A 19273-nucleotide genomic window follows, 5' to 3' on the forward strand; every position below is an offset into this window, starting at 1 on the left:
TTTTTCAGAAATATGTCTTAGAAAATAGTAAACTGGAAAAATAGCGTATTCTTTGTAAATACTGACCCTCTAACACAAGGATAATTAAAGCATGGCAGGTAAAACGCGCGTTGCCAAATATCAAGCAGATCGAACCAACCAAAAGCTGTATTTTTGTCGTCTATCTTGCCAAGCGGCAGGAAGTACCAACGATAAGCAGTTATACCAAGCACACTGTGAGACTGCTATTTTTCATTTATACGGCAGTTTTTTAGCCTTTATCCAAGAGCTTGGTCATTTTTATAGCCTAAATATGACTGCCCCAACCTTGGCAGATATCGAGCAAGCGCTGAGCGAACGTACCCAAGTGTCGCCTGAAATTCAACGCTTGCAGCAGTTACAACAACATGGCTTTTTGGCCAATGTAGAGCGGGCTTACCAACGTTGCCTGTATGCCGTATTACCCGATAATTCGACAGCTGAAAATGTTAATACGGTTGAGATAGAACCAAAAGATCTTATCGTCAATGTCGTTACTTTATCGAACCAATGGTTACCAGATGAGGCAACCATACGTGAATGGCGCCAACAGTTTCTTGAGCTGATTGAGCAGTTGCGTGCTGGTATGGTTGAGTTTTAGCAAGGTAGGACTTAACTGATTTTATAAGCAAAGTTTTAAAAGAACAGCTTTGAGAGCATGGTTTTAAAATAAAAAAAGACTGGCTCAGTGATTGCTGAACCAGCCTTTTAACGTTAAATAGCCATTATCATGACAAAGGTTTTACTCTGGCATGGGCGGCATACGCTCCACAGGAGTGACCGACAGCGGGTTTTGTGGCACGCTATCATTGTTACTATTATTTGGTTTTGCCACGGGCGCACGCTCTGCTTCTTCAACCGGCTCAGGTTCTGGTGCCTTACGTTGCTGCGCTTTGGTCTTGACAGGTTTGTTGGCTGAAGTACTGACATCAGTATCCTCGTCTTCGCTAGCAATAGTGCCATCATCCGTCATTTCTATAATTTGTTGTTTTTGCTTTTTAGATTTGGCACGGTTATTAACGGAGACCCATTGATTGGGTACACCTTTAAGCTGGGCTCTCATAAAGTCCATCCACACAGGTAATGCTGCCACACCACCATACTCACGGCGACCAAGGGTCGATGGTTGATCAAAACCCATCCATACGACGGTCGCGTTGGTCGGATGGAATCCGGCAAACCAAGCATCTTTCGCATCGTTAGTCGTACCGGTCTTACCACCGATATCGTTGCGTCCTAAGGCTTTTGCCCGAACGGCTGTACCGCGTTGTACCACATCACGTAAGATATCAGCCATATCATAAGCCACTCTTGGCTTTAAAATACGTGGTGCTTGCGTTGCCATAACGTACTGCACAACAGGCGCTTTTAAGCGATCTGAAGCTGGACTTGCATCATAAACATTTAAATCAAGCGCCTTTTCATCTTTTACCGTATTGTCACTATTTTCTGCATTTAGCTCAGCAGCTGATCCATTCTCTGATGCTTTGTCTTTAGTGTTAGCCTTTTCCTGTTTTTTAGCAGCAAGCGCTTCATTCTCTTTTTCTATTTTTGCCTGATAATCTTCAAGCAGCTTTTTATTAGCATCTTCCAGTTGTTCGTTAAAGCATAAAGCACAAGCTTGCTGCGGATTGGCTTGGAATAATAGCTTGTTGTCATAATTATAGATTTGTTCGATAAAGTAAGGCTGAATGCGATGACCGCCATTAGCGAAGGTAGAGTAGGCGGTTGCCATTTGTAATGGTGTTGCTTGTCCTGCACCCAATGCCAGCGATAAGGTCGTCGGTAGCTTTTCTTTATCAAGACCAAATTCATCTAATAGGTTACGGGCGTCAGAGATACCAATCGCCTGTAATAAGCGAATGGATACCAAGTTGCGTGATAGATATAAGCCACGGCGTAAGGTGATGTCACCTAAGAAACGTTGATCGGAGTTTTTAGGTTTCCAATCGCCTACTTGAATGGGTCGATCCGAGACAATGCTGTCTGGACGGTAGCCTTTTTCTAAAGCAGTGGTATAGACCAGCGGCTTAATCGTTGAGCCCGGTTGACGCCACCCTTGCAGAGCGCGGTTGAATTTGCTGTGGTTAAAGTCAAAACCACCGACCAAGGCATTAACTGCACCCGTTTCAGGATTTAACGAAACCAAACTGCCTTGCACCTTAGGTACTTGCGCCAGTTGCCAATTACCATTAGTTGTCGGTATCAGACGAACGATGTCATTTTTATTAACAATTTGTCCGGCGTTACTCGGATAATAACCAATACGATTGGCTGAAAAATATTTGCGTGCCCAGCTCATGCCTGACCAGTTAACGGTCACGCTTTCACCTGATGGCATGGTTGCCTCGAAACTACGCGAATTAACCTTGGTAACTTTGGCAGGGGACATGTTGCTGTAACGACGGAAATTCTCAAGTGGCTCATCATTGGCTTCCGCACCGCGCCAGCCATGACGATGATCATAAGCTACTAGACCTGTCAGCACGGCAGCTTCTGCATCGGTCTGGGCTTTGCTATCAACAGTAAGACGCACACGCCAGCCACCATTCATGACTTGCTCACCATAACGCTCAACCAAGGTAGAGCGAGTCATTTCTGCCAGATACGGCATATTAACGTCTAGCTTTTCTTGGTATAAATTGATAGCTACCGGTGAGCTTACCGCTTCATCGTGTTGCGCTTTGCTGATATAGCCAAGCTCAAGCATACGACCAATGATCCAATTACGGCGAGTAAGAGCGCGGCTAGGGTTAGCAACTGGATTGTATTTAGAGGGGGCTTTTGGCAGACCTGCTAACATGGCCATCTCAGCGATAGAGAGATGCTCTAAAGATTTACTGTAATATTTTTTGGCAGCGGCGCGGATACCATAAGCACCTTCGCCGAGATAAATTTTATTGACATAAAGAGTCAAAATATCGTTTTTGCTGAGCTCGTCTTCAATTTTGCGAGCTAAAAACAATTCCGTCAGTTTACGATTTAAGGTGCGCTCTGGGCTGAGAAAGTAGTTTTTGGCAACCTGCATAGTAATGGTAGAGCCACCAGTTTGGCTGTCATCATCAGTCACCACTTCGGTGACCGCGCGACCAAGACCTTTAATACTAATACCACTGTGCTGAAAGAATGCCGCGTCTTCTGCTGCTAAAAAAGCATGAGTAAGATCTTCAGGGATTTCATCAAAAGTAACCGGTAGCGAGAGACGGTTACCATACTGACCGATTAATTTGTCATCACTACTATAGATCTGTAAGGGCATCTCTAAATTGGCAGTTTTGATTTCTTGAATACTAGGTAGGGTGGGCGACAAATACATCGCCATACCATAGAAGCCAATAGGCACGGCCAGCGCTAAAATAAGCGCTAACGCTAAGCAGGCAATGAAAAGCCCCACCAAAAAGTGAATGAGACGAACGGTAGCATTTTTTTTGGTCATAATCAGACTTATCAATTAAAATTCGCAACAGATAGACTATTATACCTTGAACAAAATAGGTAGGTCATAATAAATGTGTAAGCTACCCTTAATAACTTATTTAAATGCTTGAATCTATCTGGTAAGTAAAGTATTGTACTAAATTATTACAAATAACTATCAGATTGTACATTTAATATAAGGTATAGAGTTTGTGAGGCTATTTACTTCCAAAAGTCGACATTTGATTGGCATAGATATCTGTGCCACTTCAGTCAAATTGGTCGACATACAGCGCCAACAAGGGATATTTCATCTGAAATCCTATGGTATTGAAAGACTACCGGAAGGCGTAGTCGTCGACAAACTCATTGTAGATACTGAGGCAGTGGGTAACATTATAGCTGGTTTGGCGAGACGCTGTCAGGTAGCTGGCAGCGACGCCGCTGCCGCCGTCTCAGGGTCAGCAGTGATTACCAAAATCATTGATATGGATATGGTGCTAAACGATGTCGAGCGCGAAGCACAAATTCGTTTGGATGCGGATCAATATGTGCCTTATCCATTAGAAGATGTCAATTTGGACTTTGAAGTCTTGGGCCCGTCTTTGATCAATGATGAGATGGTGCAAGTACTGCTTGCGGCCTCACGCTCGGAAAATGTTGACCAAAGAGTAGATGCTTTGACCTTTGGTGGCCTGCAAACCAAGGTAATGGATATTGAAACCCACGCTATCGAACGCGCTTTTGGCCTAATGGCGGATAACCTACCAAACATGCCAGAATTGGTCGCTTTGGTCGACATCGGTCATAATCAAACCACTTTATATATTGCTAAGAATGGTGAGTTTATCTATAGTCGCGAGCAGTTATTTGGGGGCTCTCAACTCACAGAGGCGATACAAAATCGCTATGGACTATCAGCTGAAGAAGCAAATATTAGCAAACGTGAACGTACCTTGCCAGATGACTACTATGCTGATGTGTTGACTCCTTTTATAGAAAATACCATCCAACAAATCACCCGCTCCCTACAGTTTTACTTTTCCTCGAGCCAATACAGCAGTATTGATCATATCGTGCTCGCCGGTGGTAGTAGCTCTATTGCCGGTCTTGCTGGTATGGCGCAACAAAAACTGGGTGTGACGGTCAGTATCGCCAATCCATTTACCAATATGACCATTGCGCCGCACATTGATAATGAGCAGTTGGTCATTGATGCACCGAGTTTAATGGCCGCGTGCGGTCTTGCGTTAAGGAGCTTCGACTAATGGCTCGTATTAATCTATTGCCCTGGCGGCAAGAAGAGCGCGAACGTCGTAACAAAGAATTTCTTACCCTAGTAGTGGCGGTAACTTTACTCGCCTTGTTAGCAGCGTTCGCTTCGTGGAGCTATTTTAATAATGAGCTTGATGAACAACGCAATGCCAATGCCCTGATTGAGCAAGAGAACGCCCGCTTAGACAAAGCGTTGACTGAAATTGATAGCCTAGAGCAACGCCGCGAAGATATCATATCGCGTATGCAGGTGATTCAAGATTTGCAAGGTAGACGTCCCGTCCCTGTACGCCTGTGGGATGATTTGGCCAAAGCCATTCCTCCTGCGCTTTATCTAAATAATCTAAAACGTGAAGGTGACACCCTTACCTTGACAGGTCTTGCGGACAATCCAAATGTCGTATCAAGTTTGATTCGTAATCTTGATAGTAGCAAATGGATGGGCAATTCAGCGGTCAGTAATATTCAGCAAAATATCAGCGCTTATGCACCAGCACCTGCGCTCAATGAAACGGTTACGACTGGTGAACAGCCACGCCCTGTTTATCCTGAAGACAGTTATGTGCAGTTTGTCGTAACGACCAAGGTACAATCAGAGACGGCGGTACCTGCAGATGCTAATGCAACTACTGGGCTTGGAGGTGAGTTATGAAACTTAGCCGTAAAAAAAGCCTAATTAAAACCAAAAAGACGGTTGTCAATCCTAAAAAACAGTTTGACTTGAATGAGTTTCGCCGCAGTTTTGAGTCTTTAGATTCTGAAAACTACGGCAGCTGGCCTCTTCCAGTAAAGATAACGGTGATTGGATTTATTGTTGCTCTGATAGCCGCGCTATCGTGGGCGCTACCGATTAGCAGCAAAATTGATGAGATTACTGCAGCTGAAAGTCAGCAGCAAACCTTACTTGACAGCTACCGTGAAAAAGAATCACGGGCGCGTCATTTAGAGGCTTATCAAGCACAGGTTGTCCAGATGGAAACGGAGTTTAACACCTTACTTGACCAACTGCCAAAAGACACGCGTGTGTCAGAGCTGGTAGAGGGTATCAATATGACGGGCGTTGGCAGTAATATACGTTTCCAAGATATTTCTGTAGAGCCTGAAATTGAAAATGAGTTCTTTATTGAGCAGCCTATTCGCATTGCAGCGTTAGGGGAATATCATCAGTTTGGTAGCTTTCTCAGTGGACTTGCTGCTTTACCACGTATTATTACCATGCACGATTTTGAAGTCAGTAATCCACAACCTACTTTGGATGTGTTGCCGGAGCTGAATTTGGTATTACAAACCAAAACCTATCGCTCAAAAGAGGCGGCACCTGGAGGTGAAGAAGCCGTCGCGACTGATGCTGCTACAACTGATGCTGCAGGAGGCAACTAATGACTATTCAAAAACTGCCCATGCTACTGGTTTTAAGTACCGCTGTTTTATCAATGACAGGTTGTAGTGATCGTATTGGTATGGCAGAGCAGGCGATGACCGATATTCGCAATCAGCCCGCTCAGCCTATCGAGCCACCACCAAAAGCTGAACTGGTAGAAGATTTTGTCTATAGCGCTAGTACGCAGCGTAGTCCGTTTTTGCCGCCAAGCTTAGTCAATGTACAAGGTCCTAGTACTTCTATCGATGGTGTACGCCCTGATGTCACCAGAGTGAAAGAACCGCTTGAGCAATACGAGCTATCACAGCTGGTTTTTCGTGGCGTCGTAATTTCGCCTGAAGGTCAGCAATATGCACTCGTACAACGTCCTGATGGTTCAGTGGCTAGTGTGAGAGTAGGTGATTATCTTGGATTAAATGACGGCCGTATTGTTGAAATCACGCCGACTCAGATTAATTTGATTGAAATTGTGCCAGACAGTCGCGCCGGGTTTATTGAAAAGCCCCAGTCGTTGGTCTCCCCTATAAGTTAAGTCGGCAGATTTTTTGAGGAATAAATAATGACAGTACGCAATAACAAGGTAATGATGATGAGCAACCGCGTCTCTTCTGCTTTTGCCATCTCTGCATTGGCAATCGGCATGGTAGCAGTTAATAGTAGCGCCCATGCTGCCCAGCGCATCGACAATGTCTCTGTAGTACAGACGGCACCAGCAGTGACACAAATGCGTTTAGGGTTTGCAGGCTTGCCGGTATTACCTGCCGCTTATCAGCTTGATGATCCTAGCCGTTTGGTGTTGGATTTTGAGCAAGTGCAAAACGGGCTTGCCAGTCGCTTTAGCGAATACAACATTGGTATGGTCAACGACGTGACTACGTTAAGCAGCGACAACACCACGCGTCTGATTGTTGGGCTTAAACAAGCAGGCAACTATACGACGGCGATTGACGGTAATGATCTACTGTTGACCCTGACTGACCCCAGTCGTCCAGTCATAACCAATGACCCGATTCAAGACGTACTCAATGACAATAACGCCATTACTACGACTGCAGTAGTTACACCGATTGTAGAAACCAGTAGTGTAGCTGTTGCCCCAGTTAGAACAACGGCAACCAGCACGACTGTGATTAATAACCAAGTGCCGACGGATACGATGATCGTGCGAGTTAATCCGCTATTAAATCCACAGCTTGCTGCTTCTCAAGTTAGTAAGCAATATAGCTATGATGGTTTGACGGCTGTGAATTTTTCGGCAGCAAATAACGGCGGCGGTAATGTCAGTGTTGCGCTTGCCAATGAAGCGATTCCGGTGGATGTGCAGCGCCAAGGTAACAAGCTGGTCATACGCTTGACTGGCAGCACGGTGCCCAGAAATTTATTACGTCGCTTGAATATTAATAGTGGTCTCGTAAATAGTATTGATACTAAAAACCAAGGTCAAAATGGGGTCATTACCATTAATATGACTGAAGACTATGAGTATCAAGCTTATCAATCGGGTAACCAGTTAAATGTTAGTATCAGCAAACCTGAGCTGCTACGAGAGCCAACCCTAGAAGAGAGAGTATATAGTGGTGAAGCGCTGTCTATGGAATTCCAAGATGTAGAAATCCGTAGTGTCTTAGATATCTTAGCGCAGTTCACAGATATGAATATCGTCGCTAGTGATTCGGTAGCAGGCAATATCACTTTGCGCCTAATCAACGTACCTTGGGATCAAGCGCTTGATATTATTCTAAAAAGTAAAAATCTGGGCAAACGTGAGAATGGTAGGGTGATCTTAGTCGCGCCTGCTACGGAACTTGCTGAACAAGAAGCGCGTGAGCTTGAAGCGCAGCAAGCGGTTGAATCTTATGCACCACTCCGCACCGAATATATTCGCTTAAGCTACGCAAAAGCGCAAGATGTGTTAACCCTTATCTCGAAAGGTCGTGGCTCATCTGGTGGCAGCAATACTGGCAACGCCAATTCCAGTGCCAATAATACCTTATTATCTAATCGTGGAACGGTCACGGTTGACGAACGTACTAATACTCTGATTATCAAAGATGTGGCGGATAGTATCGAAAATATCCATAAGCTTATCAGCAAAATTGATATACCGGTTCGTCAAGTGATGATTGAAGCGCGTATCGTTAGTGCGACTGATAGCTTTAGTAAAGAGATTGGTGTTCGTTGGGGCATCCTATCGAATGGCGCGGCGAATAACCGTAGCCTACTGGTCGGTGGTAGTAATCAGACTTTGGCAGATTTGAAGGATTTTGATATTGAAACGACGACAGTTAACGGTCAAACGGTTTCCTATCCTTCTTACGATATCAGCCGTCCTGATAACTTAAACGTTGACTTAGGCGTTGCCAATCCAGCGGGTAGTATCGCTTTTGGTTTGCTGAGTATGTCCGATGTGATGCTAGATCTTGAGTTGTCAGCCTTGCAAGCCGACAACCGTGGTGAGGTCATCTCAACACCGAAGATTTTGACAGCGGACAAACAAACGGCCAAAGTGTCATCGGGTACGCAGATTCCTTACCAAGAAGCATCGGCCAGTGGGGCAACCACGACCAGCTTTAAAGAAGCCGCACTGAGTTTAGAAGCGACACCGAACATTACACCAGACGGTAAAATTGGCTTGCAACTGGTTATCACTAACGGCACACCGACTATTATCAATAATCAGGTAGCGATCGCTGAAGATTCAATCTCGACCAACGTTATCGTTGAAGATGGTCAAACCATCGTGCTAGGTGGTGTCTTTAAAAATCGTACCACCAATGAGGTATCTAAAGTGCCTTTCTTAGGAGACTTGCCTTATGTTGGCCGAGCTTTCCGTAAGGATGTACGTAATAACTCTAAAGAAGAGCTACTGATATTTGTCACGCCAAAGCTGATCAACGATGGTGTAAGCCGTTTAAATTAATAATCTTACTATCAATTATCAATCGAAAAAAGCAAGCCTTAGTGCTTGCTTTTTTTATGGATAAATTTAGGTTGATTTGACCATAGCAAGACACTGTCAATCGTATTTTTTGAATTTGGTACAACAATAATCATGGCTCATTACTAGCCAGAATATCAATGACGTTGTATCATACCTAATTTAGCTGAGTGAGTACTATGATGGAGGAATTACCGTCGGTGTTTTTAGTGGGACCGATGGGAGCGGGGAAGACCACCATTGGTCGATTGCTTGCCAAACAATTGGGGCGGCCGTTTGTAGATAGTGATTGGTATATCGAGTCGCAAACCGGCGCTGATATTGCTTGGATATTCGCTAAAGAAGGCGAAGCGGGCTTTCGTGAGCGTGAGACACGTGCCATCGATGAGCTGAGCCAACAACAGCAGATAGTATTGGCAACGGGTGGTGGTGCCGTTATGTCTGCTGAAAACCGCGAGTTTTTAAAGCAGCGCGGTATCGTGGTTTATCTTAATGCGCCAGTCGATGTACAAATGGCACGCACCGCGAAAGATAAGTCGCGACCTTTACTACAACAGCCCAACCCTAGAAAAATCTTGCAAGATTTATACAGCACCCGCGACCCATTATATCGGCAAGTGGCTCATATCATCATGCCTACCGGTCATACTTATCCTCGTCATATGGTCAGTCAATTATTACAGCAACTCGAATCGTTCTATTGCACGCCTTCTATAACGCCAGAATCTAAAGAAGATTGATGGCAAAAAATAATAGAACATAAATATAATGATACTCAGTCAACTAACGTTCCCTCATTAAAAATGCTCAAGGAGACTTTCATGGCAACGCCACTGTTTCATGATGGCTTAACCGTACACACGCACAGTCATGATTATCCTATTGTCATTACTGAACAAAACAGCACTGAGCAAAGCGCTATGGCTCAGCAAATCATGCCCTATATTACTGGTCGGCAAGTATTAATTGTCACCAACGAGACGATTGCACCGCTTTACTTGGCAGCGCTAGAGGCACCATTGGCAAAGCAGTTCATCGTGAAGGTATGTATACTCCCAGATGGCGAACAATATAAGAATCAGACGAGCATTAACCAGATTTATGATGCGCTCATGGCCGAGCATTTCAATCGGGATGTGACATTGATTGCTCTCGGCGGCGGTGTCATTGGTGATATGACTGGGTTTGCAGCAGCCAGTTTTATGCGCGGTGTCAACTTTATCCAAATTCCAACCACACTATTATCACAAGTGGATTCAAGCGTTGGCGGCAAAACAGGCATCAATCACGCACAAGGCAAAAACATGATCGGGGCTTTTTGGCAGCCGCAAATGGTGCTTGCTGAGATGAGTACATTAAAAACCTTGCCAGCGCGTGAGCTATCAGCAGGTCTTGCAGAGGTCATTAAATACGCACTTATTATGGATGCGGAATTTTTAACGTGGCTTGAGCACAATTTACCAGCGATGATGGCGTTAGATTTGGCAGTACTTGGCGAGGCGGTCAAACGCTGCTGTCAATACAAAGCCGATGTCGTGGCGCAAGATGAAAGAGAGTCGGGTGTACGGGCGCTATTAAATTTCGGTCATACTTTTGGTCATGTGATCGAAACCCACGAAGGCTATGGTAATTGGCTGCATGGTGAGGCGGTTGCCGTTGGTATGGTACAAGCAGCCGAGCTGTCTCAAAAAATTGGCTGGTTAACGAGCGAAGACGTGGCTCGTATTAAACGCGTTTTGACATTGGCCAATTTACCTATCACTCCACCTGCTATTGATGTTCAGACGGCTTTAGACTTGATGGGGCATGATAAAAAAGTGAAACACGGACAAATCCGCCTTATTTTGTTAAAATCACTGGGTGACGCGGTATTAACCAATGATTTCGATGCTGAGCTTCTTACTGACGTATTGTCACAGCACAGCTCATCAGAACGTCAAATTTAGTGATATCACTAAACCCTTGCAAGCGAACCATTGCAATGGAGCTGTTAGTCACTACTGTATTGGCATGAGCACAGGTTTAAAGCGTTTAACTCTATTTCACCAAGGACATCCTCATGGCAGCATCTAGCTCGTCGACTCGTAACGCTGGCCAATCATATCGCCGTCAAGCACTGATTTGGTTGTTGGTGACCCTGTTGCTAGGCGTCGTCACCGCTTTGGTTTGGATGTTTAGTCAAACGCCAGCGATGGGTGCCAAGATTGAAAATGCGCCGATATCTGCGCCGCAAACAACGAGCACCGAACTTGAGCAGCCATTGGCCATTGAATCATTGCATGAGCTGGATACGGACGTGCAGCCGATCAATTTTGATGCGACCGTTCGTGATTTGCGCAGTTATCCTGATGAGTTTAAAGACAAGCGTTATCTGCTGGCTAACAAAGGCAAATGGACTGTACAGGTCATGAATGTTGCGGAAAACGAGGTGATCGTCAGTTATTTAGAAGGTCGGGAAGACCGTGCGAAATTTTCCTACTTTCGCTACCTTGATGACAACAATCAAGTCCGTTATATGCTGACTTATGGTTTGATGAGCAGCCCGCAAGAGGCCGTTGGTGCTGCCAAATTGATTGACTTTAGGCTGCCGGCCAATGTGCGTGTCTTACCTGAAGAGATCAATCGCTACGTCAGTATCATCGACAATTATGAGCGCCCTGATCCGGTGAAAGACTTGAGTGCGAGACGCACGCGCTCTGTAAATTTGCGCCCGACCAAACGTGAAGTGCCAGTCCGTCAGAAAGTGCAAGCTAATGATAGTGATGGTGCTAATGAGCAAGCAGCAAGCAATAATACCAGTCGTAGTGGTCAAGAAGCGGCTAACAATAGTAATGATGAAAGCATTCGTCAATCGGTCGATACCTCTGCGACCCTATCGGTCAATGAAGAGCGTACCGTCGGCAATGAAGAGCAAACACTGACCGCTCCGAGCGCTAAAAACGATGATACTCGTAAGCCTGAGCAAGCTGCCAAAAAACCTACAATTGATAATAGCACGCTAAAAAAACCGCCGGTTGTACCAACGCCTAAGCCGCCAAGTTCGACTAATAGTACAAATAATGGCTCGAATGCCGCTAATAAAAACAGCAATAGTAGTGCGCCTAAAGCCAATAATGACAGTATAAAAGAGCTGATCGAAGAAAAAAGCAATTAATTTTTGGTTATGGTTAGTGCTATGCCCTAAAAAAACCTCACTAAAACGTTTGTTTAGTGAGGTTTTTTTATGTTTGTCTATCTGCTCATTTACATACTTGCCTATTTTGTTAGACAACTAACCAAGATAGAGGTTAAAAGAACTTCGTCAAAGCAGCTTTAAAAACCCTCGTATCCTATAGCTGTAAAAGCCATTGCAGTGAGTTATTGACTGTTTATTAGCAACTCATAATATAAGCTCTTACAAAATCTGGCTGATGAATCGACAGAAAAGACTAGATTTTTTGTCCGTCATTAACTAAGATGACTATGGGCAACGCTCTGTATAGTTATCGTAAATAACGATTTAACGCACAGTCATTTAGTTACGTACTATTAGTGATAACATAGTTGCGTACTAAGCGATTGTTGTCTCAAGCGCAGCGATTTGCCATCGACAGTAAGCTTATTGCAAATCGCAAAATCCCTCTTATTGTCACTGCTATTAGGGTCATTAAGGCGCTTGAATATAGAGCGTCTGATATTCAAAATTAGTCAAATGTCATATTTTCGCATGCTCAACTAGCCGTCGACTAAGCCGCGCTAGTAGGATATAACGCCAAACGTTAAGGTACGTGCTGACGAGTGAGTAACTGGTATACGGGGTATTTTTTATCCAGTTGCCATGGGCGGTTACTGACTATTTATTGGTGCATTTTGTTATAACACCGTTTGTCTGTTATCAGACTATCAAGCGACTGTAAGAGTCAGGGGGTTATCTCACGCTCACAACATAACTATCTACTGAGCTGCACGTCATTTATTAATTCGGATATACGAATATTTACCTACCAGCCCGTTCTGCCTGCGGTCACCAGTTTATGTTCCGCATTGGATATATAAGCTGCCCGTTTACTTAAAAGGACAAGCTATGTCAATGATTTCTTCCCATACGCATTTGGCCACGCCGGATGACTTTTCTGATAACTGTGGTTTTGGTTTGATTGCTCATATTGAGGGACAAGCCAGTCATGATTTGGTAAAAACGGCTATTCATAGTCTCAGCTGTATGACCCATCGCGGTGGTGTTGCTGCTGACGGCAAGACGGGTGATGGTTGTGGCTTGCTACTGGCAACGCCGACCGCTTTTTTTAAAGACATTGCTAGCGAGCAACAGTTAACAGTGACGGATAACTTTGCTGTGGGTATGGTGTTCGTCAATTTAGATGAGACCAAAGCACAGCACAGCCAGCAGGTACTCGCCGAAGAGATTATCGCTGAAGGCTTAGAGGTTGCTGGCTGGCGTGATGTGCCACTTGATTTGAGTATCGTTGGTGAGATTGGTCGTGAGACCTTGCCAGACTTTAAGCAAGTGTTTGTCAATGCGCCTGATAATTTAGATGCGGATGATTTTAACCGTAAGCTGTTTGTCGCGCGTAAAAAAGCAGAGCAACGTCTGGTCGATGACGAGCTGTTTTATGTTTGTTCGCTGAACTGTCAGACTATTATTTATAAAGGTCTGGTGATGCCATCAGATCTACCAGCGTTTTTTCTAGATCTCCAAGATCAACGTTTGGCATCACATATTGTGGTATTTCATCAACGTTTTTCAACCAATACGCTACCACGCTGGCCATTGGCACAGCCGTTTCGCTATCTTGCGCACAATGGCGAATTAAACACCATTACCGGTAACCGTAACTGGTCTGAGGCACGCACACCAAAATTAAAATCTGCCAAATTACCCAATCTGAATGAGCTAACACCGCTGGTTAATAGCACGGGCTCTGATTCGTCAAGCTTAGACAACATGCTTGAAGTGCTTATGTCTGGTGGCATGAATCTGTTCCATGCGATGTCTATTCTAGTGCCACCAGCATGGCAAAATGTCGATAGCATGGATATGGACTTGCGGGCGTTTTACGAGTTTTACTCGCAGCATATGGAAGCATGGGATGGCCCAGCAGGTCTTGTGATTCAAGATGGACGCTATGCCGTCTGTATGCTTGACCGTAATGGTCTACGCCCCTCACGTTGGGTGACGACTAAAAATGGCTATATCACTGTGGCGTCAGAAGTAGGCGTTTGGGACTATGCGCCAAAGGATGTACTGGCAAAAGGTCGGGTAGGACCAGGTCAGATGCTAGTCATTGATACTTTAACTGGTCAAATCTTAGATACCAAAGCGATTGCGACCTTATTGAAAAAAGCCCATCCCTATCGTAAATGGTTACGCGAAGAAGCCACTCGTATCCGCGATGATGAGCGCTTAGAAGAAGAGTTGGCAGCACAAGCTTGCCGCGGTGATAAGCTAAAAGCGCTGCAAAAAATGTATCACATTACCAATGAAGAGCGCACAGAAATCATTCGGCCTAATGCCGAAAATGCGCAAGAGCCAGTCGGTTCGATGGGTGATGATACGCCCATGGCAGTACTGTCACAGCAGATTCGCCATGTCGGGGACTTTTTCCGTCAGCAGTTTGCTCAGGTGACCAATCCACCGATTGATCCACTGCGTGAGTCGATCGTGATGTCGCTACAGACTTGCTTGGGCGCTGAAACCAATGTGTTTGCGCCATCTGCGCGAGATGCACACCGTATTATCTTATCGTCGCCTGTATTGTCCGCTAGCAAAATGCAGCAGCTTGAAACTTTGGATGATCCAGCGTTTAAGGTTGCCCGTATTGACCTAAACTATGATCGCACCTTAGAGCTATCAGCGGCCATCACTGCTATCTGTGAGCAAGTGGCCAGCAGCATTCGGGCAGGGCAGACGTTGATTGTGTTGTCTGATAAAGACATCGATGCGGAAAAAGTACCGGCCAATGCCATTATGGTAACGGGTGCGGTGCATCATTACCTCATTGGTCAAGGTATTCGTACTGATGCCAATTTAATCATTGAGACGGGTCTCGCGCGTGATTCGCATCAAATAGCAGTATTGATTGGCTTTGGCGCGACTTGTGTCTATCCATATCTGGCTTATGATGTCATTGATGATTTGGTTGCAACCGGTGAGCTATTGGGCGATCCGATTCAAGCGCGGGTTAATTTCCGTAAGGGCTTAGATAAAGGTTTGCTAAAAATCTTATCAAAAATGGGTATTTCTACCATTGTCTCTTATCGCGGTGCACAGTTATTTGAAGCCGTTGGCCTTTCTGAAGAAGTCGTGAGCTTGTGTTTCAAAGGCGTACAAAGCCGTATTAAAGGCGCTACCTTTGCAGACTTGGCTGCTGATCAAGCACAGCTAGCCGCCAATGCCTTTAAACGTCGTGCGCCACTGGATCAAGGTGGTTTATTGAAGTTTGTCTTTAATAAAGAATATCATGCCTTTAATCCAGATGTGATTAATAGCCTGCATACCGCTGTACGTACGGGTGATTATGACAATTATCGTCATTATGCCGATTTGGTCAATAGTCGTCCGGTTGCCACCTTGCGTGACTTATTGCAGTTGAAGACGGACAACTCCATCGATGTTAATGAAGTCGAAGATATCTCCAAAATTTTAACCCGTTTTGATTCGGCTGGTATGTCGTTAGGGGCGTTGTCTCCTGAAGCCCATGAAGCCATCGCGATGGCAATGAACACCATTGGTGGGCGTTCAAATTCTGGTGAGGGCGGCGAAGATCCTGTACGTTATGGCACGCTGCGTAACTCAAAAATTAAGCAAGTCGCCTCGGGTCGTTTTGGTGTGACCCCAGCGTATTTACGCTCAGCAGAAGTCATGCAGATTAAAGTCGCGCAGGGCGCCAAGCCGGGTGAAGGTGGTCAGTTGCCGGGCGGTAAGGTCAATGCTTTGATTGCTCGTCTGCGCTATTCTGTGCCGGGGGTAACGCTCATATCACCGCCGCCGCATCATGATATTTATTCTATCGAAGATTTGGCACAGCTCATTTTTGACTTAAAACAAGTCAATCCAGACGCCTTGGTTTCGGTCAAGTTGGTCTCACGTCCGGGCGTTGGTACTATTGCTACTGGTGTGGCAAAAGCTTATGCCGACTTGATCACGATCTCAGGTTATGATGGCGGTACGGCAGCGTCACCGTTGTCCTCTATTCACCATGCTGGCTCGCCGTGGGAGTTGGGTCTTGCCGAGACCCATCAGTCATTACGCGTCAATGGCTTGCGAGACAAAGTACGTATCCAAACCGATGGTGGTCTAAAAACTGGTCTTGATGTGGTTAAAGCCGCTATCCTTGGTGCCGAAAGCTTTGGCTTTGGTACGACGCCGATGATTGCTGTTGGTTGTAAGTATTTACGTATTTGCCATCTCAATAACTGTCCGACGGGCGTTGCCACCCAAAAAGCCCAACTGCGTGACGAGCATTTCATTGGCGAAGCAGAAATGCTGATTAACTTCTTTAAGTTTGTCGCCACCGAAACGCGTGAGTGGCTTGCTGCATTGGGTGTGCGTAGCATGGAGGAGTTGGTCGGACGTACAGACTTGCTTGATGTGCTAGAGGGTAATACCGATAAGCAGCGTCATTTAGATTTGTCGCCGCTGTTATTTAGCCATCCAGCCAGTAGCGGCAAAGCGCAGACTTGTCAGGTAGAACGTAATGAGCCGTTTGATAAAGGCTTGCTTGCGGAGCAAATGATTAGCGATATGCTGCTCAATATTCGTCAAGGTAATGGCGGCGATTATAGCTATTACGTCGGTAATTGTGATCGTTCCATTGGCGCACGTATCTCAGGTGAGATTGCGCAAGTATGGGGCAATCTGGGCATGAATGAGAAGCCAATCAAACTGCATCTGACGGGTACTGCTGGGCAGAGTTTGGGCGTCTGGAATGCTGGTGGCTTACATATTGAGCTAGAAGGCGATGCCAATGACTATGTGGGCAAAGGCATGGCAGGTGGCGAGATTGTCATTTATCCACCCAAAGACTCTAGCTTTACCGCGCAAGATACTGCCATTATCGGCAATACCTGTCTATATGGCGCAACCGGTGGTAAGTTGTACGCAGCGGGCACAGCAGGCGAGCGCTTCGGGGTGCGCAACTCTGGCGCGCATGCGGTCATCGAAGGCACGGGTGATCATTGCTGTGAGTATATGACGGGCGGCATCATGACTATTCTTGGTCGTACTGGTCTTAACTTCGGCGCGGGTATGACGGGCGGCTTCGCTTATGTGCTCGATATGGAAGGGGACTTCTTTGATCGTTGTAATCATGAATTGATTGACTTAAACCGTATCTCAAGCGAGCAGACGGAAGGTCATCGTATTCACTTACAACAAGTGCTTGAGACTCATGTGGATAAAACTGGTAGCGCGTGGGGTCAGACTATTTTGGCTGACTTTGAGCATTACGTGCGCAAGTTTTACTTGGTGAAGCCAAAAGCGGCAAACATTGCAAGCTTGCTTAAGACCACGATGGCTGACCCACAGTAGCTCAGTCAGTAATAGGTTTACGAGCATCTTAACTCATAGGTTTTGAGCAGGTAAATGACAGCCCTTATCCGTAAATTTGCCTCATTGAGGCTGCAGATATTGGCTGTTATCACCCACTATAAAAGAGATAACACCATGGCAAAACGCTTAGAAAATAGTTTTCAGTTTTTAGATGTGCCTCGGCTTGAGCCGACTAAAAAAGACATCGCAACGCGCTCAACGGAGTTTGTCGAGATTTATAAACCATTCGAGAGTGAGCCAGTGGCGCAGCAGTCACATCGCTGTCTTGAGTGTGGTAACCCGTACTGCGAGTGGAAGTGTCCTGTACACAATTACATTCCTAACTGGCTCAAATTGGCCGCCGAAGGGCAGATATTCCAAGCCGCTGAGTTGTGCCACCGTACCAATACTTTGCCTGAGGTTTGCGGCCGTGTCTGTCCCCAAGATCGCCTATGTGAAGGTGCTTGTACCCTGAACGATGGCTTTGGCGCGGTCACTATTGGTAATGTTGAGAAGTATATTAACGATACCGCCTTTGCGCTTGGCTGGCGACCTGATATGTCTGACGTGGTTTGGACGGACAAAAAAGTCGCTATCATTGGCGCAGGACCTGCAGGTTTGGGCTGTGCAGATATCTTGGTGAGAAATGGCGTTAAACCAGTTGTCTTTGACAAACGTCCTGAAATCGGCGGCTTATTAACCTTTGGTATTCCAGAGTTTAAGATGGAAAAAGACGTCATGCGCAATCGCCGGGTCATCTTTGAAGACATGGGTATCGAGTTTCGTCTAGAGACAGAAATCGGTACCGACGTTAGTATCGATGAGCTATTAGGCGAGTACGATGCGGTGTTTATGGGTATGGGCACTTACACTTATATGCGTGGCGGCTTCGCTGGCGAGGAGTTAGACGGTGTCTATGATGCGCTAGATTACCTGATTGCCAACGTGAACCGTTGTAACGATTGGGAAAAAAATCCCGAAGAGTATATCGATTTTAAAGGCAAAAGAGTGGTGGTGCTCGGTGGCGGTGATACAGCAATGGATTGCAATCGCACCAGTATCCGCCAAGGCGCTGAGCAAGTCGTCTGCGCTTATCGCCGTGATGAAGAAAATATGCCAGGCTCGCGCCGCGAAGTAGTCAATGCCCGCGAGGAAGGTGTTGAGTTCTTATTTAACCGTCAGCCAACCGAAATCATTGGCTTAAATGGTAAGGTCAAAGGCGTAAAAGTCGTGACGACCCATTTAGGTGCGCCTGATAATCGTGGTCGTCAGCGTCCAGAGCCAATTGTAAATTCTGAAGAGATTATCCCTTGTGATGCAGTGATTATGGCCTTTGGCTTCCGCCCTAGTCCTGCCGATTGGTTCGAGTCACAGCAAGTGGCGATGGACAGCTCTGGCCGTGTTTTGGCTCTCGAAAAGCAAACCTTTAAATTCCAAACCAAAAACCCCAAAATCTTCGCTGGTGGCGATATGGTACGTGGTTCTGATTTGGTCGTAACCGCCATTTGGGAAGGGCGTGAAGCCGCTGAAGGTATTTTGGACTTCTTAGAGGTTTAATGGGTTTGATTTACATCCAGTGACTGATTGCCTTGCTTTGTTCTCAAACGTCTTTTACCTTTTAACAGGCAAAAGACGTTTTTTTTGATAGCTGGTTATGCTGCTAATGTCTAAGTAACGCTTAGTCTTTTACGTCTAATGCCATTCACGAAAATTAGAG

The 19273-nt window shown here is 45.6% G+C and carries 12 protein-coding genes; 11 read left to right on the forward strand and 1 reads right to left on the reverse strand.

The genetic code is table 11. From position 1 onward, the window contains the following. The first annotated feature begins 91 nt into the window (after positions 1-91). Positions 92-619 carry a DUF6586 family protein gene (locus tag W293_RS0109765; protein ID WP_025652248.1) on the forward strand — a complete coding sequence of 176 codons (528 nt, stop codon included), beginning with the start codon at positions 92-94 and terminating at the stop codon, positions 617-619. 141 nt (positions 620-760) lie between these two features. On the opposite strand, the gene W293_RS0109770 is transcribed toward W293_RS0109765, so the two are convergent. Further along, positions 761-3454: a penicillin-binding protein 1A gene (locus W293_RS0109770; protein ID WP_025652249.1), complete on the reverse strand. Its 2694-nt coding sequence runs from the start codon at positions 3452-3454 to the stop codon at positions 761-763. 193 nt (positions 3455-3647) lie between these two features. Between W293_RS0109770 and pilM the strand changes: the two genes are divergently transcribed. The 10 genes from pilM to W293_RS0109820 all read left to right on the forward strand — a co-directional run bounded on the left by pilM (position 3648) and on the right by W293_RS0109820 (position 19113). Further along, positions 3648-4703, forward strand: a complete 1056-nt coding sequence (gene pilM, locus W293_RS0109775) for a type IV pilus assembly protein PilM (RefSeq protein ID WP_025652250.1) — start codon at positions 3648-3650, stop codon at positions 4701-4703. Next, positions 4703-5362 (forward strand): PilN domain-containing protein, encoded by a 660-nt coding sequence (locus tag W293_RS0109780; RefSeq protein WP_025652251.1) that lies wholly within the window; start codon positions 4703-4705, stop codon positions 5360-5362. Before pilM ends, W293_RS0109780 begins: the two co-directional genes overlap by 1 nt. Continuing rightward, entirely contained in the window at positions 5359-6090 is a 732-nt protein-coding gene (locus tag W293_RS0109785; protein WP_025652252.1) for a type 4a pilus biogenesis protein PilO, read from the forward strand. The genes W293_RS0109780 and W293_RS0109785 overlap by 4 nt, the downstream gene beginning before the upstream one ends. Then, complete coding sequence (locus tag W293_RS0109790) at positions 6090-6623, forward strand: pilus assembly protein PilP (RefSeq protein ID WP_025652253.1); 534 nt, start codon at positions 6090-6092, stop codon at positions 6621-6623. Before W293_RS0109785 ends, W293_RS0109790 begins: the two co-directional genes overlap by 1 nt. 27 nt (positions 6624-6650) lie before the next feature. Further along, entirely contained in the window at positions 6651-9011 is a 2361-nt protein-coding gene (pilQ, locus tag W293_RS0109795; RefSeq protein WP_025652254.1) for a type IV pilus secretin PilQ, read from the forward strand. Positions 9012-9208: 197 nt separating this feature from the next. Then, a complete protein-coding gene (gene aroK, locus W293_RS0109800) occupies positions 9209-9769 on the forward strand; it encodes a shikimate kinase AroK (RefSeq protein ID WP_025652255.1) in 561 nt (186 codons plus the stop codon). A gap of 81 nt (positions 9770-9850) precedes the next feature. Further along, positions 9851-10975, forward strand: a complete 1125-nt coding sequence (gene aroB / locus W293_RS0109805) for a 3-dehydroquinate synthase (RefSeq protein ID WP_025652256.1) — start codon at positions 9851-9853, stop codon at positions 10973-10975. Between the two features lie 113 nt (positions 10976-11088). After that, a complete protein-coding gene (locus W293_RS0109810; RefSeq protein ID WP_025652257.1) occupies positions 11089-12183 on the forward strand; it encodes a hypothetical protein in 1095 nt (364 codons plus the stop codon). A gap of 909 nt (positions 12184-13092) precedes the next feature. After that, positions 13093-17556, forward strand: coding sequence for a glutamate synthase large subunit (gltB, locus tag W293_RS0109815; RefSeq protein ID WP_025652258.1), 4464 nt, complete (start codon positions 13093-13095; stop codon positions 17554-17556). Positions 17557-17691: 135 nt separating this feature from the next. Beyond that, positions 17692-19113 carry a glutamate synthase subunit beta gene (locus W293_RS0109820; RefSeq protein ID WP_025652259.1) on the forward strand — a complete coding sequence of 474 codons (1422 nt, stop codon included), beginning with the start codon at positions 17692-17694 and terminating at the stop codon, positions 19111-19113. Positions 19114-19273: the final 160 nt, after the last annotated feature.

The organism is Psychrobacter sp. TB67 (genome assembly GCF_000511065.1).
GTDB lineage: Bacteria > Pseudomonadota > Gammaproteobacteria > Pseudomonadales > Moraxellaceae > Psychrobacter > Psychrobacter okhotskensis.

What these genes read in the sequence shown, in the direction of transcription:
- W293_RS0109765 (WP_025652248.1), top strand. Translation starts at nt 92, where the DNA reads ATGGCAGGTAAAACGCGCGTTGCCAAATATCAAGCAGATCGAACCAAC.
- W293_RS0109770 (WP_025652249.1), bottom strand. Translation starts at nt 3,454, where the DNA reads ATGACCAAAAAAAATGCTACCGTTCGTCTCATTCACTTTTTGGTGGGG.
- W293_RS0109780 (WP_025652251.1), top strand. Translation starts at nt 4,703, where the DNA reads ATGGCTCGTATTAATCTATTGCCCTGGCGGCAAGAAGAGCGCGAACGT.
- W293_RS0109785 (WP_025652252.1), top strand. Translation starts at nt 5,359, where the DNA reads ATGAAACTTAGCCGTAAAAAAAGCCTAATTAAAACCAAAAAGACGGTT.
- W293_RS0109790 (WP_025652253.1), top strand. Translation starts at nt 6,090, where the DNA reads ATGACTATTCAAAAACTGCCCATGCTACTGGTTTTAAGTACCGCTGTT.
- pilQ (WP_025652254.1), top strand. Translation starts at nt 6,651, where the DNA reads ATGACAGTACGCAATAACAAGGTAATGATGATGAGCAACCGCGTCTCT.
- aroK (WP_025652255.1), top strand. Translation starts at nt 9,209, where the DNA reads ATGATGGAGGAATTACCGTCGGTGTTTTTAGTGGGACCGATGGGAGCG.
- aroB (WP_025652256.1), top strand. Translation starts at nt 9,851, where the DNA reads ATGGCAACGCCACTGTTTCATGATGGCTTAACCGTACACACGCACAGT.
- W293_RS0109810 (WP_025652257.1), top strand. Translation starts at nt 11,089, where the DNA reads ATGGCAGCATCTAGCTCGTCGACTCGTAACGCTGGCCAATCATATCGC.
- gltB (WP_025652258.1), top strand. Translation starts at nt 13,093, where the DNA reads ATGTCAATGATTTCTTCCCATACGCATTTGGCCACGCCGGATGACTTT.
- W293_RS0109820 (WP_025652259.1), top strand. Translation starts at nt 17,692, where the DNA reads ATGGCAAAACGCTTAGAAAATAGTTTTCAGTTTTTAGATGTGCCTCGG.